Origin of the sequence: Enterorhabdus sp. P55 (genome assembly GCF_009911695.1) — a bacterium.
GTDB lineage: Bacteria > Actinomycetota > Coriobacteriia > Coriobacteriales > Eggerthellaceae > Enterorhabdus.
This window is the reverse complement of record NZ_QWKK01000040.1, coordinates 1-21,934: the sequence shown is the minus strand read 5'-3', so window position 1 is coordinate 21,934 and position 21,934 is coordinate 1. Positions and strand designations below refer to the sequence as shown.

General features: G+C 68.7%; 17 protein-coding genes. 12 read left to right on the top strand and 5 right to left on the bottom strand.

What is annotated here, in order from left to right:
* From D1643_RS05680 to D1643_RS05670, 3 genes are all read right to left on the bottom strand, one after another.
* Positions 1 to 1,310: hypothetical protein (locus tag D1643_RS05680; RefSeq protein ID WP_160709510.1), on the bottom strand; the 1,310-nt coding region annotated here is incomplete at its 3' end.
* Positions 1,311 to 1,716: 406 nt separating this feature from the next.
* Entirely contained in the window at positions 1,717 to 3,309 is a 1,593-nt protein-coding gene (locus tag D1643_RS05675) for a helix-turn-helix transcriptional regulator (protein WP_236643405.1), read from the bottom strand.
* A gap of 264 nt (positions 3,310 to 3,573) precedes the next feature.
* Positions 3,574 to 5,124, bottom strand: coding sequence for a helix-turn-helix transcriptional regulator (locus tag D1643_RS05670; protein WP_160709506.1), 1,551 nt, complete (start codon positions 5,122 to 5,124; stop codon positions 3,574 to 3,576).
* Positions 5,125 to 5,452: 328 nt separating this feature from the next.
* Between D1643_RS05670 and D1643_RS05665 the strand changes: the two genes are divergently transcribed.
* From D1643_RS05665 to D1643_RS05630, 8 genes are all read left to right on the top strand, one after another.
* Positions 5,453 to 7,861, top strand: coding sequence for a DMSO/selenate family reductase complex A subunit (locus D1643_RS05665; RefSeq protein ID WP_160709504.1), 2,409 nt, complete (start codon positions 5,453 to 5,455; stop codon positions 7,859 to 7,861).
* Between the two features lie 25 nt (positions 7,862 to 7,886).
* Complete coding sequence (locus tag D1643_RS05660) at positions 7,887 to 8,507, top strand: DMSO/selenate family reductase complex B subunit (RefSeq protein ID WP_160709502.1); 621 nt, start codon at positions 7,887 to 7,889, stop codon at positions 8,505 to 8,507.
* A 1-nt stretch (position 8,508) separates the two neighbouring features.
* On the top strand, positions 8,509 to 9,375 hold the full coding sequence (locus D1643_RS05655) for a DmsC/YnfH family molybdoenzyme membrane anchor subunit (protein WP_160709500.1): 867 nt from the start codon (positions 8,509 to 8,511) through the stop codon (positions 9,373 to 9,375).
* A 199-nt stretch (positions 9,376 to 9,574) separates the two neighbouring features.
* Entirely contained in the window at positions 9,575 to 10,225 is a 651-nt protein-coding gene (gene dmsD, locus D1643_RS05650; RefSeq protein WP_160709498.1) for a Tat proofreading chaperone DmsD, read from the top strand.
* Positions 10,226 to 10,234: 9 nt separating this feature from the next.
* The gene (locus D1643_RS05645) at positions 10,235 to 11,128 is read left to right on the top strand and encodes a DmsC/YnfH family molybdoenzyme membrane anchor subunit (protein WP_160709496.1); all 894 of its coding nucleotides are present in this window, start codon (positions 10,235 to 10,237) and stop codon (positions 11,126 to 11,128) included.
* A 307-nt stretch (positions 11,129 to 11,435) separates the two neighbouring features.
* A complete protein-coding gene (locus D1643_RS05640) occupies positions 11,436 to 13,832 on the top strand; it encodes a DMSO/selenate family reductase complex A subunit (protein ID WP_160709494.1) in 2,397 nt (798 codons plus the stop codon).
* A gap of 13 nt (positions 13,833 to 13,845) precedes the next feature.
* Entirely contained in the window at positions 13,846 to 14,466 is a 621-nt protein-coding gene (locus tag D1643_RS05635; protein WP_160709492.1) for a 4Fe-4S dicluster domain-containing protein, read from the top strand.
* Position 14,467: 1 nt separating this feature from the next.
* Positions 14,468 to 15,328, top strand: coding sequence for a DmsC/YnfH family molybdoenzyme membrane anchor subunit (locus D1643_RS05630; protein WP_160709490.1), 861 nt, complete (start codon positions 14,468 to 14,470; stop codon positions 15,326 to 15,328).
* Positions 15,329 to 15,423: 95 nt separating this feature from the next.
* On the opposite strand, the gene D1643_RS05625 is transcribed toward D1643_RS05630, so the two are convergent.
* Positions 15,424 to 16,713, bottom strand: a complete 1,290-nt coding sequence (locus tag D1643_RS05625) for an aminotransferase class I/II-fold pyridoxal phosphate-dependent enzyme (RefSeq protein WP_160709488.1) — start codon at positions 16,711 to 16,713, stop codon at positions 15,424 to 15,426.
* Between the two features lie 148 nt (positions 16,714 to 16,861).
* On the opposite strand from D1643_RS05625, the gene putP reads away from it, so the two are divergent.
* From putP to D1643_RS05605, 4 genes are all read left to right on the top strand, one after another.
* Positions 16,862 to 18,424, top strand: a complete 1,563-nt coding sequence (gene putP / locus D1643_RS05620; RefSeq protein WP_160709486.1) for a sodium/proline symporter PutP — start codon at positions 16,862 to 16,864, stop codon at positions 18,422 to 18,424.
* A gap of 265 nt (positions 18,425 to 18,689) precedes the next feature.
* Complete coding sequence (locus tag D1643_RS05615; RefSeq protein WP_160709484.1) at positions 18,690 to 19,505, top strand: hypothetical protein; 816 nt, start codon at positions 18,690 to 18,692, stop codon at positions 19,503 to 19,505.
* 31 nt (positions 19,506 to 19,536) lie between these two features.
* Entirely contained in the window at positions 19,537 to 19,839 is a 303-nt protein-coding gene (locus D1643_RS05610; RefSeq protein ID WP_160709482.1) for a hypothetical protein, read from the top strand.
* A gap of 148 nt (positions 19,840 to 19,987) precedes the next feature.
* Positions 19,988 to 21,184 carry an FprA family A-type flavoprotein gene (locus D1643_RS05605; RefSeq protein WP_160709480.1) on the top strand — a complete coding sequence of 399 codons (1,197 nt, stop codon included), beginning with the start codon at positions 19,988 to 19,990 and terminating at the stop codon, positions 21,182 to 21,184.
* 82 nt (positions 21,185 to 21,266) lie between these two features.
* On the opposite strand, the gene D1643_RS05600 is transcribed toward D1643_RS05605, so the two are convergent.
* A partial coding sequence (locus D1643_RS05600) for a C40 family peptidase (RefSeq protein ID WP_160709478.1) occupies positions 21,267 to 21,934 on the bottom strand: 668 nt, incomplete at its 5' end.

Sequence of the window (21,934 nt, the reverse complement as noted above, 5' to 3'; positions counted from 1 at the left end):
GTGAGCGCGGCGGCGGCCAGGCCCTGCGTGCCGGGGGCGCGCAGCTGGGTGCGCTGCTCGCGCCGTGCGGCGCGGAAGGCGCGGCGTGCGCGCATCCGCTGGGCGAGCGGGCAGAGCCGGTGTACGAGCCGGCGCTCGGCGGGGTTGGCCAGGGGGTCGTGCACGCGTCTCTCGGCGTAGAGCCGGCGCACCTCGGCGCGCAGGCTCGGGTCGGCTACCCAGCCTAGGAGCACATCGCGCGGCACCACCGTGTAGAGCGACTCCTCCCGCGCCACGGTGACGCCTGCGGGCAGCGCGCCGTTCCCCAGCAGGTCGTCGACCATCCAGCGGGCCACGTTCTGGCCGGCGGCGGTGACGTAGTAGCTGCTGCGGCCGAGCCGCGCGTTCAGGTCGAGGAAGCGATGCGAGCCGTCGCGCGGATCCACCCGCACGTCGAAGTTGGCGAACCCGACGTAGCCCACCGCCTCGAGCAGCCGTCGCGCGTCGGCCATGATGCGCTCGTCCACGCGGCTCACGATGGCCACGGGGTTGCCGACGGCCAGGGGGTGGCGATCCTCCAGGAGCGTCTGGCCGCAAGCCATCAGACGTACCTTCCCCGCCTGGTCGCTGTAGGTGGTGAGGATGCGCATCTGCGTGTCGTCACCGGGGATGAGCTCCTGGATCAGCAGCTTGTGACCGTAGCCGCTGGCGCGCAGGCTGGCAAGCACCTCCTCGAGCGCCGCGCGGTCGTCGAGGAAGAACACCTTGCGCTTGCCGGGGAAGGCGGCATAGTGGTAGGCGGCCGAGGACGCCGCCTTCGCCACGAGGGGAAAGGCGAGCGCCAGCCCCTCGAGGCATGCCGGGTCGGCCGGGTCGACCACCGCGGTGCGCGCGGTGGGGACGCCCAGCTCGTCGCAGAGCGCGTGGAAGCGGTCCTTGAGCGTGAGGCGGTCGAGCAGCTCGGGCGCCGCGTAGGGGATGACGTAGGAGCCCTCCAGCTCGGCGCGGTGCTCGGCGATGAGGCGCACGTACCAGTCGCCGCACGCCAGGAGGAGGAGCTGCGTGCCGTCCTGCTCCGCGGCGACGGCGGCAAGCGTGCTGAGCAGCACCGACTCGTCGTCAAGGCGCGCCACCACGCGGTTTGCCAGGATGGACGAGTCGGCGATCAGGTGGGTGCGCGACTGGCTCAGCACGAGCGCGCGCACGCCGTAGGCCTCGTGGAACGCGCGCGCCAGGCTGTAGGCCCCGATGTCCCCTCCTAAGATGACGGGAAGGAAGCAGACGGGCGGCTTGGCGGGGCCTGCGGGGGAGCTGCTGCGGTCATTGTTCATAACGTCCTCCTCTGATCAGGTAAAACCTTATCGCGGAGGCCGCTTAACCTTCCCATAGCAAATGCTGAGCATTCCCTTAACAGGGCTTAAGTTTCCTTAAGGCGAGGGGGGCGCCCGCGAGGGGATGCGCGGGCGCGCCGCAGAAGGACGCTAAACGCTGAGGAGGGCGTGGGACATGCGGGCGGCGCGGATGGGGAGGCGCCACGCGCCCGCGACGAGGATGGGGGGGTGATGCGCGCGCAGACTCGGGGGTGCAGGCGCGGCGGAAACGCGTGAGCAGCGCAGAGGGCGACGGGCGCGCGAGCAGCGCGAGGGGGCGACAGGCACGCGAACGACGGGGAGCGAGCGTCTGCGCGGCGGTGCCCGCGACGGGCGCGCGGGCGGCAGGGGAGCGCCGCGGGCGCGGCTAGCCCTCCGCCATGGACTCGAGCAGGTCGACGAGCTCCTGCTTCTTGTGGACGTCGAGCTTGGCGTAGATGCGTTTGACGTGGGTGCGCACGGTGTTCTCCGTTACCACGAGCGTCTCGGCGATGCGCGCCACCGAGTGGCCGCGCGCGATGAGCTCCACCACCTCGGTCTCGCGAGCCGACAGCCGGTAGCGCCCGCGCAGCCGCTGCGCCTGGAGGGTCGCCCGGTCGATCGGCGCCGCCTCGTCGCACGCGTGCGGGCAGGGGCGCCCCGCGTCTGCGGCGCCTGTCGTGCGCCCGTCGGCTGGGGCGGTGCCGGCATCCTCTGCGGCTGCGTCGGCATCCGAGCTGCTCGCCGGATGCGGCGGCCCGAGCGCCACAAGCTCGATGTCGTGGGGGTCTTCCGGCCGGCGCAGGGCGCGCGAGAAGCCGCCGGATCCCACGAAGTGCATGAGGCCGAGCGCCCATGCCGCCACAAGGGCCACCGTGGCCCGCGGGGCGACGCCCGCCGCCTCGACGGCCCCGGCGAGCGACCCGCCGAGGAACCCCACGCCGTGCAGCGTGAAGACGATGGCTCCGAAGTAGCCGTAGGCGAACGCCGGGTTGACGCCGCGGTCGCGCGAGGTCTGGGCGCATTGCATCACCGTGAGCAGCAGCGCGCCGCTGTACACGGCGTAGATGACGGCCGCGAGCCAGCGCGCGTAGCCGTCCCCGAGCAGGGGCAGCGCGAGGACGGACGTGATGAGGAAGGGGAACACCACCTGGTAGCCGCTTACGATGGACAGGCTCAGCGTCTGCGCGCTCCAAAGCCAGGCTATGAGTATCGTGATGACCAGCACGCCGGCCATGGACAGCAGGTTCACGAGCGAGCCCACCTCCGGATCGGCCACGGCCACCGCGCGCATCACCCCGGCGCTGAGCCCCACGGTGCCCACGCACAGCGCGCTGCGCCAGTGGTCACGCAGCACCTGGCGGTAGACGCGGGCGTTGTCGCGCGGCTGGTCGGCGAACATGGGCTGGTCGCGCGGCACCTCGCGGGCGTTGAGCAGCACGGCCAGGATGAACAGCGGCACCACCGCCGCGGGGACGATGAGGGCGCGCGCCGGCTGGGGTATGAGGCACAGGGCGTAGTAGAAGGCCGAGGCCCACGCCGTTCCCGCCAGCAGGTCGCGGTTGGCGGCCTCGGCGTCGCGTCCCGCGAACAGGCGCTGCCAGAGCAGCGCGAACCCGGCCGACCCCAGGCCGATGAGGGCGCCGCCCGTCGCCGCGAGCGCCACGGCCTCGTCGGGCCGCAGCAGCGCCGCCGCGAGCGCCGCCCAGCCCAGCACGTAGGGAAGGCCCGCCGAGCGCACCCAGAAGGCGCGGGGCGATCCGGGCAGCCGGTAGGAGCCGAGCGCGGTCAGGGCGAAGGCGACGCAGGCCGCCGTCATCTGGGCCGCGAAGAACCAAAGCGTGACCGTCGGGGACTGGAGCGAGGTGGGCAGGAAGGGGAAGACGCCGCCCCACACGCTGGCGGCGTTGATGGCGAGGTAGAGCGCATAGCCGGTCGAGGCTCGCGTGGGGGCGAGGATGCGGAAGACGCCGAGGGGCAAAGGCCCTCCTCTCGTGCGAGCGCCGCGAGGGGCGCGTCGGGCTCTTGTCGGGCGTGCCGCGGCGCCGCTCGGCGTCCCTCGTCCCGGGCGCGTCGGCGCGCGGCACCCGCAGAAGTATAGGGAAGCGGCGCCGTCCCTTACGTGGCGTGTCTCGTTCTCCATTTATTCATAAATGAGGATAATAAGGATTGACCAGGTGGTTCCGAAAGTTCACCCATTTTATGTGACAGAGCGGCGCCGCCGGTCGCGCCGCCGCGCGGCGCCCTAGGGCTCCCCGACGCTCTCCAGCAGGTCGACGAGCTCCTGCTTCTTGTGGATGTCGAGCTTGGCGTAGATGCGCTTGGAATGGGTGCGGATGGTGTTCTCGGACACGACGAGCGCCTCGGCGATGCGCGCTACCGAGTGCCCGCGGGCGATGAGCTCCATCACCTCGGTCTCGCGCGCGGAGAGGCGGTAGCGCTCGCGGACGACCTGCGCCTGGGCTGCGATGAGGTCGATGGGCTGTCCGGCCTCCATCGCCGGCGCCGCGCCCTTGGCGGGCTCGCGCGGCGCCGCGGTCGAGGCGGCCGGAAGCGCGCCGGGGACGGGCCCGTGGGGAGACACGAGCTCGATGGCCTCGTCGCGGTCGAGGCGGCCGAGGGCGCCGGAGAACCCGCCGGTGCCCACGAACTGCATGAACCCGAGGGCCCACACGGCGATGAGGGCCACGATGGCAAGCGGCGCCACGCCCGTGAAGGTGGAGCCCTCGGCAAGCGAGCCGCCGATGAACCCCAGGTCATGGAGGGCGTAGACGATGGTTCCGTAGAAGCCGTAGATGAAGACGGGGTTGATGCCGCGGTCGCGCGAGATCTGCGCGCACTGCATCATCATGAGCATGATGGCGGCCCCGTAGGCGGCGTAGAGGATGGCAGCGAGCCAGCGGGCGTACTCTACGCCCACGAGCGGCAGGGCGAGAAACGACGTGATGAGGAAGGGGAAGAACAGGCGGTAGACGGCTGTGATGGACAGCCGCAGGTTCTTCGACTGCCAGACGGCGAGCACTGCCACCGCCGCGAGGAACATGCCGCCCATGGACAGGATGTTCACAAGGCCGCCCACGGCGGGCTCGGCCACGGCCACCGAGCGCATCACCCCGGCGCACAGCCCGAGCGCGCCCACGCACAGCGCCCCGCGCCAGTGGTCGGCGAGCACCGAGCGGTACACCTGGGGGTGCTCGCGCGGGATGTCGTCGAACATGGGCTGGTCGAGGTCTATCTCGCGGCTCTTCACCGTCACCGCCAGGCCGAACAGCGGCAGGAACGCCACGGTGATGAGAAACGCCGTCACCGCCTGGGGGATGAGGTGCAGCCCGTAGTAGAGCAGGGCGCTCCAGGCCGTGCCCACCAGGAGGTCGCGCGTGCCGGTGTCGGCGTCCTCGCTCGTGAAGAGACGCTGCCAGAGCATGTAGTAGCCGGCGCTTCCCAGCCCGAGCAGCGCGCCGCCTGCGATGACGAGCGGCAGCGCCGCCGCGTCGAGGTAGATGGCCGCGATGAGGAGGCACCAGCCCACGAAGTAGGGGACGCTCGCCGTCTTCACGAGGAACTTGCGCGTGAGCTGCGGGAGATAGTAGGCCCCCACCGCGCTCGCCGCGTAGGCGGCGAAGTAGACGAGCGACTCGGAGAGGAAGAACCAGAAGATGATCTCGCGCGTCTGGAACTCCAGCGGGAGGAAGGGGAACACCCCGCCCCACACGCCAGCCGCGTTGATGGCCAGGAACAGGGCGTAGCCCATCGACGCTGCGTTGGGCGCGAAGGCCTTGGCCAGCTGCCGATCCATGGTCGGTCCCCCTCATGCGGCCGCCCTGGCGGCCGGTCGTGCTTCCCCTGATGCCAGTATAGACAAAGCCCGTGCGCCCGAGGTGCCAGGCGAGGCCATTCTTCATTATATTCATTCGAGAATAATATTTTTGACCTGGGAAAACACGAAAATTCACATGGATTATGTGACAAGGGTGAGAGCGGGTGGGGGTATGGTCGTCTCGTGAGATGCGGTGGCCGAAGGAGGAACGGCCGCCGTGCGCGGGGCGGCGGCGCAGCCGTCGCGGGACGTCTCCCAGCCGGTCGGAGCCGGCATCCCGCCCAGCACCTGAGAAGGAGGGGAGTCAATGCCTGACACCAATCTAAGTCGTCGTACGTTCCTCAAGACGAGCGGGGCCCTCGGGGCCCTGGCCGCCGCCGGCGGGTCCGTGGCCGCCGCGGACGCGCTCTTCGGCTCCGGCGTGGCCGCGGCCGTGGCCGAGCCCGAGGAGAAGATCACCTGGGGGCACTGCGCCATCAACTGCCCCGGCCGCTGCGCGCTCAAGTTCCACGTGCGCGATGACGAGGTCGTGTGGGTGGATACCTGCACGAGCCCGAACGCGGACTTCGATGATCCGCAGCCCCGCGCCTGCCTGCGCGGCCGCAGCTACCGCCGCTGGCTTGCCAGCCCCGACCGCCTGAGCTATCCCATGAAGCGCGTCGGCAAGCGCGGCGAGGGCAAGTTCGAGCAGATCAGCTGGGACGAGGCCATCGAGCTGGCCACCTCCAAGCTCAAGGAGGTCATCGAGAAGTACGGCAACGAGGCCGTGTACGTGCCCTACGCCACCGGCGTGTCGGCTACCACGTCGCGCCCGTTCAACCGCCTGCTCAACCTGGTGGGCGGCTACCTGAACTTCTACAACAGCTACTCCACCGCGCAGATCTCCTGCATCACGCCGTACATGTACGGCAGCAAGAACGCCGGCGGCAGCTCGTTCAAGACCGCCGAGGACGCCAAGCTCGTGCTCATCTTCGGCTCCAGCCCCACCGAGACGCGCCAGGGCGGCCTGACCACGCACTACGACTGGGTGCACCTGCGCGAGCGCACGGGCGCGAAGATCTATATGATCGACTACCGCATGAACGACTCCATCGTGGGCCACTCCGATCAGTGGCTGCCCATCAACCCGGGCACCGACGCCGCGCTGGTGGCCGGCATCGCCCACTACCTCATCGAGCACGACCTGGTGGACCTCGACTTCCTGCACACCTACTGCGTGGGCTATGACGAGGAGACCATGCCCGAGGCGTACCAGGGCAAAAACCTGTCCTACTACGCCTACGTCATGGGCGAGGGCTACGACAAGGTGGCCAAGACCCCCGAGTGGGCCTCCAAGATCACCGGCATCCCCGTCGAGCGCATCGAGAGCCTTGCCGAGGAGATCGGCACCACCAAGCCCCTCTACGTGAACCAGGGCTGGGGCCCGCAGCGCCGCAGCAACGGCGAGTGGTCGGCCTGGGCCATCATGGCGCTGCCCTGCCTCGTCGGCCAGGTGGGCCTGCCCGGCACCAACAACGGCACCCGCGAGGACCGCACGAGCCCGGCGAGCGTCTCCATGGCGGCCGGCACCAACCCCGTGAAGGCCTCCATCCCGTGCTTCCTGTTCACCGACGCCATCGACCACGGCACCGAGATGACCTCCAAGAACGCGGGCGTCAAGGGCGTCGACAAGCTGCCGGTCAACATCAAGTACATGATCAACTACGCCGGCAACTGTCTGACCAACCAGCACTCCGACATCAACAAGGCGCACGACGTCCTGGCCGACGAGAGCAAGTGCGAGTTCATCCTGGGCATCGACACGGTGCTCTGCGACTCGCTGAAGTACGCCGACGTCATCCTGCCCGACCTGTTCCGCTTCGAGCAGACCTCCCAGATATCCACGGGTTCCGACACGGGCTACCTGATCACGGGCACGGCCTGCACCTCGCCGAAGTTCGAGCGCAAGAGCGCCTACGAGATGGCCACGCTCATGGCCGAGAAGCTCGGCGTCGCCGACGAGTTCACCGAGGGCAAGACCGAGGAGCAGCGCATCAAGGAGCAGTACGAGCAGGCGCGCGCGAAGAGCTCCAAGCTCCCCACGTGGGATGAGGCGGTCGAGATGGGCGTCTACATCGAGGAGCACGCCCCGGTGGTCTCCATGGCCAAGTTCCGCGAGGATCCCGTGGCCAACGCCCTCACCACGCCCTCGGGCAAGATCGAGATCTTCTCTGAGAAGCTGCTCGACTTCACCGACGGCTGGGAGCTCGAGGCCGACGACACCCTGCCCGGCCTGGACACCCTGCCCGCCATTCCGGTGTACCTGCCCGAGTGGTACGGCGTGGAGACGACGACCGACGAGTACCCGCTGCTGCTCTCCGGCTTCCACTACCGCGGCCGCATCCACTCCTCGTGGGGCTTCATGCCCGAGCTCAAGGAGGTCAACCCGCAGGAGGCCTGGATCAACCCCCTCGACGCGGAGCCCCGCGGCATCGCCCAGGGCGACACGGTGCGCGTGAGAAACGAGTTCGGTGAGATCGAGCTTCTGGCCAAGGTCACGCCCCGCATCGTCCCCGGCACGGTGGGCGTCTCCCAGGGCGCCTGGCACGAGGCCGACATGTACGGCGATCGGCTGGACAAGGGCGGCAGCATCAACACGCTCACGACCCAGCGCCCCTCGCCCCTGTCGAAGGGCAACCCGCAGCACACCAACATCTGCGACGTGGCCAAGGCCTAGCGGCGAGGAAAGGAGACGATAGACAATGACGCAATACGCTTTCTCTTTCGACGGCACTCGCTGCACCGGCTGCAAGACCTGCGAGATGGCCTGCAAGGACTACAAGGACCTCGATCTGGGCGTGGCGCACCGCAAGGTGTACGAGGTGACCACCGGCGAGACGAAGCGCGACGACAAGGGCTGCTTCACCACCACGTGCGCGAGCTACCCGCTGTCCCTGTCGTGCAACCACTGCGACGACCCGACCTGCGTGCGGGTGTGCCCGACGGGCGCCATGCACAAGGACGCCGAGACCGGCCTGGTGGCGGTCGATGCCGGCAAGTGCGTGGGCTGCGGCTACTGCCATATGGCGTGCCCCTACAACGCGCCCAAGGTGAACCGCGAGAAGGGTCACTCCGTGAAGTGCGACGGCTGCGCCGAGCGCCTGGCCGCCGGCGAGCAGCCGGTGTGCGTGGAGGCCTGCCCGGCCCGCGCGCTGGACTTCGGCCCCGTCGATGAGATGAGGAAGAAGGGCGAGCGCGCCGCCATCGCGCCGCTTCCGGAGCCCTCCTACACCCAGCCGAACCTGTACGTGAAGGCCTCCGCGGACGCGAAGCCAGCTGGCGACGCCGCCGCGAAGGTGTCGAATCCCCTGGAGGTGATGTAGCGTGGAGACCGCGTTCGCCGAGATGCCCCTCGCGCTGTTCTCAACCCTCGCGCCGCTGGGCGCGGGCGCCTTCACGGCCCTTGCCGTGGCGTTTCTCACCACGTCGTTTGAGGCCGACAGCCTCAAGAAGATCGACCGTATGACCGCCCTTCCCGTGGCTGTCGTCATCATCGGCTTCATTGCGGCGTTCTTCCACCTGGCCAGCCCCCTGAACGCCTTCGGCGTGCTCGCGGGGGTGGGCACCTCGCCGCTGTCCAACGAGATTCTCGTGGGCTGCGTGTTCTGCGTGCTCATGCTCGTCTACTGGGTGGCCGCGCTCGCCGGCAAGCTGTCGGCTGGCGCCCGCAAGGGACTCGTGGTGGCCGTGGCGCTGGTCGGCCTCGTGTTCGCCGTGTTCACGGGCATGGCCTACCTCATGGACACCATCGCCTCGTGGAACACGCCCGCGGTGCCGGCCCAGATGCTCGGCTACAGCCTGGCGGGCGGCATGGCCCTCGGCGTGCTCGTCCTGGGCGCTGCCGGCTGCGGCGCCGAGCTGGCCGCGCGCCCGCTCAAGACGGCGGTGGCCGCGCTCGCGCTGGCAGGCGCCGTCATCGGCCTGGCCGCCTTCGCCCTGCAGGTGTCTGCGGTAGGCGCGCTGTCCACCCCGCTCTATGCCGGCTCCGACCTGGTGGCCGATGTCATGGGCGTCATCGTGGCGGGTGCGGTTGCGCTCGTGCTCGCGGTGGTCTGCACGCTGCTCGCCCTGCGCGGCAAGTCCGCCGCGGCGACGGCGGGCGTGGCCGCGGTGCTCGCCATCGCCGGCGTGCTCTGCCTGCGCCTCGCCTTCTACGGCATGCAGCTCTCCGTGGGGCTGAGCGTGCTCTAGGGGACGGCGCCGCCGCGGACGCTCCCTCCCCGCGGCGGCTCTTCCTCGCGCATCGTGCGTCGGAACCTGGTTCTGGCGCACGATGCCGGATGACTCTGCGGCGGGGCGCCCTCGGGGGCGTCCCGCCTTCTGCTACCATGGTGCCGACGTGGCCTGGGGAGGGAGCCGCGTCGCACCGATCGCTTGCAAGGAGGTGGCCATGGAGCCGACCTGCGCTGATCTGGCTGACATCTGCGAGGGCGTCGCCTTTATCGGCGAGACCCTCGGTCCGCTGTTCGCCCACGATCCCGCCGACGAGGAGGTCGCGGGGCTCTATGACGCGCTCGCGGCGCTCGATCCGGCCGCGGCGGGGGAGGAGTGGCCTCTCGGGGACGCGGCAGGCGCCACGCGTGCGCTCGCCGAGATGGCCCGCGGCCTGGCCGACGGGGCAAATGACGCGCTTGTGTGGGAGTACCGGCGGCTCTTCGTGGGGCCGGGGCCGAAGGCGGCGCCCCCGTGGGGCTCGGTCTACACCGACCGCGACGGCGTGGTGTTCGGCGCGGCCACGCTGGCCCTGCGCCAGTGGATGCGCGAAAGCGGCGTGGAGCGTGGGGGCGCCGAGTCCGAGCCCGAGGACCACGTGGGCACGATGCTGCTGCTCATGGCGTGGCTCGCACGTCACCGCCCGGAGCTGCTCGACGCGTTTCTGGCCGATCACCTGCTGCCGTGGACGCCGCACTTCCTCGGCATCGTGGAGGCGGCGTCCGACCATCCCTTCTACCGGGGCCTCGCTGCGCTCACGCGCACCTCGCTCGAAGGCGTCCGCGCGGCGCGCGGGCTTGCGGTTGAGGAACCGCGCTTCTACCGATAGGAGGGCTCCATGAACGCGGCTGTCGGGTTCGCCAACGCCTGGGACGAGATCACCCTCGTGCTCTTCACCACCCTCGCGCCCTCGGGGGTGGCGGCCCTCATCATCATGGCGCTGGTCTTCGTGGTGCGCGGACCGGCGCTTGACACCGCCTTGCGTGTGGCCATCGACCGCTTCCTGTGGGTTCCCATCCTCGTGACCATGGTGGGCCTCGTAGCCTCGGCGACGCATCTCGGCAACCCGGCGAACGCCCTCTACGTGCTGGCGGGCGTCGGTCGCAGCCCGCTGTCGAACGAGGTGGCGAGCGGCGTGGTGTTCCTGGGATCGGCGGGGGTGTACTGGCTCACGGCATTCTCGGCCGACGGCGGCCGTCCGCGCCTGCGTCGGGCCGCCCTTGTCGCCATCTGCGCCCTTGGCGTCGTCTTCGTTACGGCCATCGCCTTCGCGTACGACGCGGAGACCATCGAGTCGTGGCACCTGCCGGTGGTGCCGCTCTCCCTGTGGGCCAACGCGCTGCTCGGTGGGCCGCTGCTCGCCCTCGTGGGGCTCGCGGCGGCGGGCTACCGATCGCGGGACGGCCGGCTTGAGCGCGGACTCGTCGCGGTCGCGGTGCTCGCCTGGGCGGCGAACGTGGCGCTCTACCTGCTTTGGGGCGCGTCCCTTCCGCAGATCGAGAACGCCCTGGGAGCCGCGAGCGACCTCGCGCCCGCCTTCATACCCCTGGTCGGCGTCTTCGCGGTGCTTGCGGCTGCGGGCGTGGCGCTCGCCGGGGCCGCCGCGGCGCGCGTGCCTGCCCTGACGGCGCTGCCGCCCTGGCGGCTCGCCGCGGCCTTCGCTCTGGTGGCCGCCGGCCTGTTCGTCATGCGCTTCGCCTTCTACATGACCCGCATGACCGTGGGGCTCTAGGCCTGCCGGCCGCCTGCGGCTCCGCCCTTGTCGCCCGCGGATCCCCCGCCGTCATCCCGTGCCGCCTCTCGGCCTCGTTAGACACGCTTCTGATCAGGTATTTCTTCAAATTCACTCACTTTATGGGACAGCGCTTCCCCGCGCGGCCGGTAAGGTTTGCCTCGTTGTGTCCGGGTTCGCTCCTCCTCGATGGGGCGGCCCGGATGCGGCCGGCACCCGCTGCGCCCGCCAGCTCCCTGGTCGCGGCGGGCCGCCTTCTCCGAGCGGGAAGGAGACGGCCGCGCAGCCCCGATCAGAAGGGAAGACCATGGCTGATACCACCTTGAGCCGACGCTCGTTTCTGCGCGCGTCGGGGGCCCTCGGGGGCCTGGCCGCCGCCGGGGGAGCGGCGGCCGCGACCGACTCGCTGTTCGGCGCCGGCGTTGCCCGGGCCGACGCCCAGCCCGAGGAGCGCACCGTCTGGGGCCACTGCGCCATCAACTGCCCCGGCCGCTGCGCGCTTAAGTTCCACGTGCGCGACGACGAGGTGCGCTGGGTGGACACCTGCACGAGCCCGAACGCGGACTTCGACGAACCCCAACCTCGTGCCTGCCTGCGCGGGCGCACCTACCGCCGGTGGATGAACAGCCCCGACCGCGTGAACTACCCCCTGCGCCGCGTCGGCAAGCGCGGGGAGGGGCGCTTCGAGCGCATCAGCTGGGACGAGGCCCTCGATACCATCGCCTCCGAGCTGCGCCGCATCATCGACGCCTACGGCAACGAGTCGATCTACCTCTCCTATGCCACCGGCGTGAGCGCCACCACAGCCCGCACCCTGCCGCGCCTCATGAACTGCCTCGGGGGTTACCTGGCCGGTTACGGCGACTACAGCGCCATGCAGATGCAGCGCACCATCCCGCTTGTCCAGGGCATGACCGGCTTCTACGGCAGCACCCTCAACGCTGCCGAGGACGCCGAGCTCATCCTGGCCTTCGGGACAAGTCCGGTGGAGACGCGCCAGGGCGGTGCGGTGTCCCACTACGACTGGGTGCGCCTGCGTGAGCGCACGAAGGCGCGCATCATCTACATCGATCCGCGCCTGAGCGACTCGGCCATGGGCCGCTCTGGGGAATGGCTGCCCATCAACCCGGGCACCGACGCGGCGCTCGTCGCGGCCATCGGGCATGAGCTGGTGAGGAACGACCTCATCGACAAGGAGTTCCTCGATACCTACTGCGTGGGCTTCGACGAGGACACCATGCCCGAGTCGGCCCGTGGCCAGAATCGCTCCTACAAGGACTACCTCATGGGCACCGGCTACGACAAGGTGGCCAAGACCCCCGAGTGGGCCGCTCCCATCACCGGCGTCCCCGCTGAGCGCATCCGCGAGCTCGCCGCTCAGGTGGGCTCGGCCAAGCCGCTGTTCGTGGTGCAGGGCTGGGGCCCGCAGCGCCGCAGCAACGGCGAGATGAACTGCTGGGCCATCACCATGCTGCCCCTGCTCACCGGCCAGGTGGGTCTGCCCGGCACGAGCAACGGCTGCCGCGAGGGCACCTACTCCCTCGGCCTGCGCTCCATTCCCGCCGGCGACAACCCGGTGAAGGCGTCCATCCCCGTGTTCCTGTTCACCGACGCGGTGGAGGACGGCCGCCGGATGACGGCCCTCAACGCCGGCGTCCAGGGCGCGCCCAAGCTCGACCAGTCCATCAAGTGCATCCTCAACTACGCGGGCAACTGCCTGACCAACCAGCACGGCAACATCAACCGCGCCCACGACATCTTGGCCGACGAGTCGAAGTGCGAGTTCATCGTGGTGTGGGAGACGGCCCTGACCGACTCGGCCAAGTACGCCGACATCGTGCTGCCCGACCTGTTCCGCTTCGAGCAGCCCTCGATGATAGCCGCCGGCGGCGACACGGCCTACCTCATCGCCGGCCAGCCCTGCACCACCCCCAAGTTCGAGCGCCGCAGCCTCTACGACTGCCTGGCCGACCTGGCCCGGCGCCTGGGCGTGGAGGAGCAGTTCACCGAGGGCAAGACCCAGCAGGAGTGGATCGAGGAGCTCTACGAGCAGAGCCGCGCCAAGGATCCGGAGCTGCCGTCCTACGCCCAGATCCAGAACCAGGGCGTCTACCTCCGCACGAACCCGCGGGGCTGCACCATCGTCCACGAGGCCTTCCGCGCCGATCCTGAGGCCAACCCGCTCACCACCCCCTCGGGCAAGATCGAGATCTACTCGGAGACCCTCGCCCAGATAGCGGATGCCTGGGAGCTCGGGCCCGACGACGTCATCGCTCCCGTGCCCGTCTATACCCCCGGCTTCGCCGAGACCGACATCCCTACCGAGTCCTACCCCTTGCGCTGCAGCGGCTTCCACTATCGCGGCCGGGTGCACTCGTCGTGGGGCGGCGTGGACGTGCTCAAGGAGGTTAACCCCCAGGAGCTGTGGATCAACCCCTCCGACGCCCGCCCGCGCGGCATCGCGGCGGGAGACGTCGTGCGGGTCGAGAACGACTTCGGCAAGGTGGAGCTTCTGGCCAAGGTGACCCCGCGCGTGGTGCCGGGCACCGTGTGCATGGCCCAGGGCGCCTGGCATGACGCCGACATGTACGGCGACCGGGTGGATAGGGGCGGCTGCATCAACACGCTCACCACCCACCGCCCCTCGCCGCTGGCGAAGGGCAACCCCCAGCATAGCAACATCTGCGAAGTGAAGAAGGCCTAGGGAGAGGAGACCCATGACCCACTACGCGTTCCATTTCGACGGCTCGCGCTGCACGGGGTGCAAGACGTGCGCGCTGGCCTGCAAGGACTATCACGACCTGGGGCTGGGCGCTGCCTTTCGGAAGGTCTACGAGGTGACCCTGGGAGACACCACGCGGCAGGCCGACGGCACCTTCGCCAGTACCTGCGCGAGCTATCCGGTGTCTGTGGCCTGCAACCACTGCGCCGATCCGGCCTGCGTGCGGGTGTGTCCCACCCGCGCCATGGGCAAGGACGAGGCCACCGGGCTCGTGGCCGTGGACGAGGGCCGCTGCGTCGGCTGCGGCTACTGCGCCATGGCCTGTCCCTACGGCGCTCCCAAGGTCGACCGCGAGCGCGGCTGCTCGGTCAAGTGCGACGGCTGCGCCGAGCGGGTCGAGCGCGACCTCAAGCCCGTGTGCGTGGAGGCCTGCCCGGCCCGGGCCCTCGATTTCGGCTCGGTGGAGGCCATGCGCAAGAGGGGAGATCACGCGAGCATCGCGCCCCTCCCACCGCCGGCCCATACTCGCCCCAGCCTGTTCGTCAAGCCCTCGGCCGACGCGCGGCCGGCGGGTGACCCGGCGGCCGCGGTCGTCAACCCCCTGGAGGTGATCTAGCATGGAGGCAGCCCTGAGCGAGATGCCCCTCGCCCTGTTCAGCACCGTGGCGCCCATGGGCGCCGGTTCCTTCGCGGCCCTGGCCGCCCTGTTCTTGGCCGCTGGCCTCACCGACGACCAGCGCCGGGCCCTCGACCGGCTGACGGCCCTTCCCGTTGCCCTGGTGGCCGTCGGGTTCGCCGCGGCCACCTTGCACCTGGCCAGCCCCGGGCGCGCCGTGGGCGTGCTCGCCGGCGTGGGCTCCTCGCCTCTGTCCAACGAGGTGGCGGCGGGCATCGTGTTCGGCGTCCTCATGGTCGCCTACTGGGCTTGGGCCCTGAGCGGGCGCATGGCGGAGGGCGCCCGGGTGGCCCTCGTCACGGCGACCGCCGCCCTGGGCATCGTGTTCGCGCTGTTCATCGGCATGGCCTACCTGGTCAGCACCATCCCCTCGTGGGACACCTTGGCCACGCCGGTGTCGGTGGCGGGCTTCGCCCTGCTCGGCGGCGCGGCTGTGGGAACCTTCATGGCCGGGGTGGGCGGCTGCGCCCCGGCCCTGGCGGCGCGGGCGCCGCGGCTGGCCTTGGGCGTGCTGGCGGCGGCGGGCTTGGTCCTCGGCCTGGGCGGGGCCGCCGCCCAGCTGACGGGTGCCGCTGCCCTGGCGAGCCCCCTCGCCTCCGGCGCCGAGCAGGTGGCGTCGGTGGCGGGAGCCGTGGTGGTGGGCGTCGTGTGCTCGGTCGCCGCAGCCGTCGCCACCGTGGTCGCGGCCTCGGGTCGTCGCACCACCTGGGTTGGAGGCGGTGCCGTCGTGCTCGCCTTCGTCGGCATCCTCGCCCTGCGCCTGGCCTTCTACGCCACCGAGCTCTCCGTCGGCCTGGCCTAGACGCCTTTTCGGACGCACGAGGGCCCCGACCGTCTGGCCGGGGCCCTCATCGTGCCGGAAGGCACGTCGCAGGCGCGGGTGCCCGTCTGCGCGGGCTACGCCTCCAGCAGCTGCTCGAGTGCGGCTATCTTGGCGCAGCAGGCGAACACGTCGAGCGCCTCGCCGAGCTCCTCGAGCGGCGGCAGGGTGGGGGCGATGCGGATGTTGGCGTCCTCGGGGTCGCGCCCGTAGGGCCAGGTGGCCCCCGCGCCGGTCAGGGTCACGCCGGCCTCGCGGGCCAGCGCCACCGTACGCGCCGCCGTGCGGGGCATCCCGTCGAAGGACACGAAGTAGCCGCCGCGCGGGTCGCTCCACGTGGCTATGCCCGCCTCGTCGAGCGCTGCGTGGAGCTTCTCCTGCACGAGCGCGAACTTCGGGCGCAGCACGGCCGCGTGGGCGCGCATGTGCGCCGCGATGCCGTCGGCGTCACGCAGGAAGCGCACGTGGCGCAGCTGGTTGATCTTGTCGTAGCCGATCACCTGGGGCGCCATCTGCGCACGCGTCTCGGCCAGGATCTCCGGGCTGGCCGCCATCGCCGCCACCCCGGCGCCGGGGAAGGTCACCTTGGAGGTGGAGGCGAACTTGAGGTAGCGGTCGGGCACCCCGGCCTCCACGCAGGCGTCGGCGATGTCGAGCACCTGGTCCTGCTCGGCCGGGTCGTCGGCCAGGTGATGCACGGCGTAGGCGTTGTCCCAGAAGATGCGGAAGTCGGGCGCGGCGCATTCCATGGCCGCCAGCCGGCGCACCACCTCGTCGGAATAGGTGATGCCGCCGGGGTTGGAGTACTTCGGCACGCACCAGATGCCCTTGATCGCGGCGTCCTCGGCCACGAGCCGCTCCACCAGGTCCATAGCGGGCCCGTGCTCGTCGGTGGGCACGGGGATCATCTCGATGCCGAAGGCCTCGCAGATGGCGAAGTGGCGGTCGTAGCCGGGCACGGGGCAGAGCCACTTGACCGCCGGCAGCGTGCTCCACGGCGCCTCGCCGCCGGTGCCGAAGTCCAGGCAGCGGGCCACCGCGTCGTACAGGGCGGTCAGGCTCGAGCTGCCGAGCACCATCACGTTCTCCGGGTCGTCGTCGAGCAGCGCCGCCATGAGGCGCTTGGCCTCGGGGATGCCGTCCATCACGCCGTAGTTGCGGCAGTCGATGCCGTCCTCGCTCATGAGGTCCGCACCTGACCCGACCGCGTCGAGCAGGGGCATCGACAGGTCGAGCTGCGCCGCGGAGGGCTTGCCGCGGGCCATGTTGAGGGCGAGGCCGCGGGCCTTGAAGGCGGCGTGCTCCTCGCGCAGCCGTGCCAGCTCGGCGCGCTGCTCCTCGGCGGTTAGGTCGGCATAGCGGGTCATGGCGTCGTTCCTTTCACCGTAAAACGCGGGGCCGTCCCCCGCAGTCCTCCGTACGCTCTAGCGCAATAAAGTATAATCCCGACGTTATTGAACGAAAGGGAAGAGCCCGCGTTTGTGCGACGAAAGCGGGCCGATAGGGGAGTAAGACATGATAGAAAGCGATATGCAGGTCGTCATAGCCATGCTGCTGTACTTCGTGGTCGTGGTGGTCATCGGCTTCGTGTACGCCAAGCGCTCGAACTCGTCGAGCGAGGAGTACTTCCTTGGCGGGCGCGGCCTGGGCCCGTGGCTCACGGCGCTTTCGGCCGAGGCCTCGGACATGTCCGGCTGGCTGCTCATGGGCCTGCCCGGCGTGGCCTACTTCACCGGCGCGTCGGATGCCATGTGGACGGCCATCGGCCTGGCCATCGGCACGTACCTCAACTGGAAGTTCGTGGCCAAGCGCCTGCGCAAGTACTCCGAGAAGGCCGGCAACGCCATCACGGTGCCCGACTTCTTCTCCAACCGCTTCCATGACAAGAAGCATATCCTCATGACCATCGCCGCCGTCATCATTCTGCTGTTCTTCACCATCTACACGGCGTCGTGCTTCGTCACCGTGGGCAAGCTGTTCGCCACGCTGTTCGGCTGGGACTACGGCGTGATGATGGTCATCGGCGCCATCATCGTGTTCCTCTACACCTTCATGGGCGGCTACCTGTCGGTGTGCACCACCGACCTCGTGCAGGGTACGCTCATGTTCCTGGCGCTCGCCACCATCTTCGTTGGTTCGGTCACGGCGGCCGGCGGCGTGGACAACACCGTCGCCTTCCTCCAGAACATCCCCGGCTTCCTCTCGGGCACCGAGATCGCCACGCCCCTGCTTGACGAGGCGGGCAACCAGCTCGTCCGCGGCGACGAGCCGATGTTCGGCCCGGCGGGCACCTACGGCGTCATCACCATCGTGAGCGGTCTCGCCTGGGGCCTTGGCTACTTCGGCATGCCCCAGGTGCTCATCCGCTTCATGTCCATCCGCCATTCTGATGAGATCAAGAAGTCGCGCATGATCGCCATGATCTGGCTCGTGGTCTCGCTGTCCTCGGCGGTGTGCATCGGGCTCATCGGCCGCGCGGTCATCCCCACCGAGTTCCTCACCCAGTCGGCGGCTGAGAGCGTGTTCGTCGTGCTGTCGAAGATGCTGCTGCCGAGCTTCTTCTGCGGTCTGGTGGTGTCCGGCATCTTCGCCGCGGCCATGAGCTCCTCGTCGAGCTACCTGCTCATCTCCGGCTCGGCGGTGGCCACCAACATCTTCAAGGGCCTCATCAAGCGCGACGCCACCGACAACCAGGTCATGATCGTGGCGCGCATCACGCTGACGGCCATCCTGCTGCTCGGCATCTGCCTGGCCATGGACCAGAACTCGTCCATCTTCGACATCGTGTCCTACGCCTGGGCGGGCTTTGGCGCGTCCTTCGGCCCGCTCATGCTCTGCTCGCTGTACTGGCGGCGCACCACGCTGCCGGGCGCGGTGGCCGGCATGCTCACCGGCGCGCTCACCGTGGTGGCGTGGAAGAACCTCATCGCGCCCCTCGGCGGCTGGTTCGCCGTCTACGAGCTGCTGCCCGGCTTCGTCCTGGCGCTCGCGGTGATCATCGTGGTGTCCCTGGCCACCAAGGAGCCCAGCAAGGAAGTCACCGACGACTTCGACACGTATATGGACCTGGACGTGTAGCCCGAGGGCTCGCCCGCATCCCAGGCGCCCGCATCCGCGGCCGCCCGCCCGCACCCCCGAAGCGCCCGCATCCGCGGGCGCTTTTTCTTTTTTATCATTCTATGATGGCGAGTTATTAACCAATCATCCTTTGTATGTCAAGTGGTAAAGCGGAAAATATTGAGTTTTTGATACGACAATGCTATACTTTATGTATTAGAAAGCTTTCTAAGCACTGAACGGTTCAAGCATGGGATGCTTGCGACGAACGAAAAGAGGTGCTGGAATGGCTATGTTCTCGTTTGCTCACTCTCTTTGCTCTTTGCGAAAAACGGGGGTATTCGCAATCTGCGCTTTGGCGATAGCGGTCAGCCTCTGTTTTTTGGCACCTCTCTGTGAGGGGGATTTGGGTTCTTCCGTGGCCTTTGCGGCGCAAGAAAAGGATCCTGGCGATAATGCTGCTGCGCCGGCTGCGGTTCTTGATGGATGGTCGCAAAACGGAAACTATTGGTACTATCACTACAATGGTGTTCCTGCATCTGGATGGAAGCAAATCTATCACAGCGGAGTTTGGGATTATTACTATTTTATCGACGGTCGAATGCAGACTGGCTGGCTGGTTTGGGGCGGCGGTTGGTTTTACCTGGCGGATACTTATGGGCAGGGCATAGGCTTTGGCGACCCTCAATATGGCACCATGCGTACTGGGTGGCAGTTCATCAAGCATGCGGCGAACATGACTGATTGGTACTACTTTGCCGGTGGTGGCTCTGGCCGAATGCAGACTGGCTGGCTTGCGGATGGAAACCGTACCTACTATCTTGCCGATGAGGCAGTGGGGTCGTCCTTTAACTCCATCGATTATGGGACGATGCTTCATGGCCTACATAAGATCGGAGCCTATGATTACTGCTTCTACATTAAGGGAACCGACCATGATCTCGAAGGGCGGTTCCTCGATGGTGAGATGATAAGGGACACGAGCTGGCTCTCGGTTTTTCAAGACGGAAAGCATATCTGCTACGGGCGAGCGGACGCGAATGGCCGAGTGACGCTCATAGGGTTCGATGAAGAGGATCCTGACATGGGGCCTCGGGAGTAGCTGGCAGGACGGCTAAGCAAAGGAGCGCGGTATGAAGATACTTCTTCCTGGAGATGGTACATGGGCGACCTGGGTGCTCATCGCTCTGCTCATCGTGTGGCGCATCGTCGTTCCCGTTGTGTTTGCTCGGAAAGCGAGCGGGAAAGGATACAGCTACTACATCTTCATGCTCCTGGGTGTCGTTGTGTCGCCGCTTCTCTGCATCCTTTTGACCTGCCTTCTTCCCGACAAGAAGAAGCAGGAGCGAATGCGCACGCAGGCTAGGGGGCTCGAGGCGGAGGAGCTGCATGGAGGCCAAGGCGTTTCGGAAGCGAAAGACGGTGCTAGCATCTGATTTCCTCTGCGGGGGGTAATGCCAGCCACCTTGAAGGCGCCCGCATCCGCGGGCGCCTTTTCTTTTGCGCTGGCGGGCACGGGGCATGGCGGGGTCCTGCTGTAGTAGAATGCGCGGGAACGAGAATACCGACGATAGGAGGAGCATCATGCTTAAGGCCATCGAGGTCGCGCCGGACGTGTACTGGGTGGGGGCGGTCGACTGGAACGAGCGCAACTTCCACGGCTACACCACCGAGCGCGGCACCTCCTACAACGCCTACCTCATCGTCGACGAGAAGATCGCCCTCATCGACACGTGCAAGGGGGCGTTCGTCGACGAGCTGCTCGAGCGCATCGCCGACGTGGTGGATCCGGCTTCCATCGACTACGTCATCGCCAATCATGGCGAGCCCGACCACTCCGGCGGCGTGCCTGCCGTGATGGCCGCCGCGCCCCATGCCCAGCTCGTCTGCGGCGCGCCCCAGGGCAAGGCCGTGCTCGCGGCCCACTACGGCGATGGCTTCGACTTCCTGACCGTCAAGACGGGCGATACCCTGTGCCTAGGCAAGCGCACGCTCTCCTTCGTGCAGACCCCCATGGTCCATTGGCCCGACAACATGGTCACCTACTCCGACTTCGACCGCATCCTGTTCTCCAACGACGCCTTCGGCCAGCACCTGGCCTCGTCCCAGCGCTTCGCGGACGAGGTGGGCCTGCCCGAGGTAATGGTTCAGGCGCGGAAGTACTACGCCAACATCGTGATGCCCTACGGCAAGCAGGTGACCAAGGCCCTCGCGGCGGTGGAGGGGCTCGAGCTGAATCTCATCGCACCGGCCCACGGCGTCATCTGGCGCAGCCACATCTCCGAGATTCTTACGGCCTACCGGGAGTGGAGCAGCGGCGAGCCCCAGGAGCGTGCCGTGGTGGTCTACGACTCCATGTGGCACACCACCGAGGCCATGGCCGTTCAGGTGGCCGAGGCCTTCGTGGACTGCGGCGTGCCGGTGGAGCTGTGCGACCTGAAGGCCAACCACATCTCCGACATCATGAGCGAGGTACTGCCGGCCCGGTACGTGGCCGTAGGGTCGCCCACGCTCAACATGACCATGATGCCCACGGTGGCGGGCTTCTTGTGCTACCTGCGGGGGCTCGCGCCTAAGAACCGCGTCGGCATCGCCTTCGGATCCTACGGCTGGGCGCCCGCCGGCCCCAATGACGTGGCCGCCGCGCTCGAGGCCGCCGGCTTCGAGATGCCGCTCCCCACCCTCGCCCGCCAGTGGCGCGAGGATACCGAGGGCCTGGCTGCCCTGCGTTCCGCCGTCTGCGGCCTGGTGCGTGGTGAGGCGGCGGGGGAGGAAGCCTAGCTCCTCGCGCCGTTGCCGATTTTGCCCGTGAAAAAAGAAGGGGAGCCCGCAGGCTCCCCTTCGTGGTTCTGGACGGCGCGTCCTAGTAGCGCACGTAGATCATGCCGGAGTGGACGCCGGAGACCTTCACCACATCACCCGTGCGTGGCGCGTGGATCATCTGGCCGCCGCCGATGTAGATGCCGCAGTGGTGGTCGTTGGTGCACACGTCGCCGGGCTGCGGGTTGGTGACGCGGGTCCAGCCCATGAACGTGTAGGTGGTGCCGAGGCGCGTGTAGCTGCCGGTGAGGGCGTAGCTCACCAGGCCGGAGCAGTCGAAGGAGTTGGGGCCGACGGCGCCCCAGGCATAGGGCTTGCCCAGCTGGGAGTAGGCCCGGTCGACCACGACGTTGCCGGTGACCGTCTGCGGCTTGCTGTTGTTGACGTTGCTGCCACCCGAGCCGCCGTTCGAGCCGCCGGAGCCGCCTGAGCTGCTCGGACGGCTGGCGGCGGCTGCCGCCGCCTCGGCTTCGCGGCGGGCGCGCTCCTCGGCCTCGCGGGCAGCCGCGGCAGCCGCCGCCTCGCGGGCGGCCTCTTCCTCGGCCAGCAGCTGCGCGGCCTCGGCGGAGAGGCTGTCGTAGGTGTTCTGCATCTGGTCGACGAGGGCCTCGGCCTGGGCCTTGACCTCGGCGGCCTCCTGCGCCTTCTCGGCCGCGACGCGCTCCTGCTCGGCGTACTCGGCCTTCTGCTGCTCCACCTCGGCCTTGAGGT

Coding starts and splice junctions, on each gene's coding strand:
- D1643_RS05605 (WP_160709480.1), top strand. CDS start 19,988: ATGCTTAAGGCCATCGAGGTCGCGCCGGACGTGTACTGGGTGGGGGCG.
- D1643_RS05635 (WP_160709492.1), top strand. CDS start 13,846: ATGACCCACTACGCGTTCCATTTCGACGGCTCGCGCTGCACGGGGTGC.
- D1643_RS05640 (WP_160709494.1), top strand. CDS start 11,436: ATGGCTGATACCACCTTGAGCCGACGCTCGTTTCTGCGCGCGTCGGGG.
- D1643_RS05665 (WP_160709504.1), top strand. CDS start 5,453: ATGCCTGACACCAATCTAAGTCGTCGTACGTTCCTCAAGACGAGCGGG.
- D1643_RS05645 (WP_160709496.1), top strand. CDS start 10,235: ATGAACGCGGCTGTCGGGTTCGCCAACGCCTGGGACGAGATCACCCTC.
- dmsD (WP_160709498.1), top strand. CDS start 9,575: ATGGAGCCGACCTGCGCTGATCTGGCTGACATCTGCGAGGGCGTCGCC.
- D1643_RS05615 (WP_160709484.1), top strand. CDS start 18,690: ATGGCTATGTTCTCGTTTGCTCACTCTCTTTGCTCTTTGCGAAAAACG.
- D1643_RS05660 (WP_160709502.1), top strand. CDS start 7,887: ATGACGCAATACGCTTTCTCTTTCGACGGCACTCGCTGCACCGGCTGC.
- D1643_RS05670 (WP_160709506.1), bottom strand. CDS start 5,124: ATGGATCGGCAGCTGGCCAAGGCCTTCGCGCCCAACGCAGCGTCGATG.
- putP (WP_160709486.1), top strand. CDS start 16,862: ATGATAGAAAGCGATATGCAGGTCGTCATAGCCATGCTGCTGTACTTC.
- D1643_RS05630 (WP_160709490.1), top strand. CDS start 14,468: ATGGAGGCAGCCCTGAGCGAGATGCCCCTCGCCCTGTTCAGCACCGTG.
- D1643_RS05625 (WP_160709488.1), bottom strand. CDS start 16,713: ATGACCCGCTATGCCGACCTAACCGCCGAGGAGCAGCGCGCCGAGCTG.
- D1643_RS05610 (WP_160709482.1), top strand. CDS start 19,537: ATGAAGATACTTCTTCCTGGAGATGGTACATGGGCGACCTGGGTGCTC.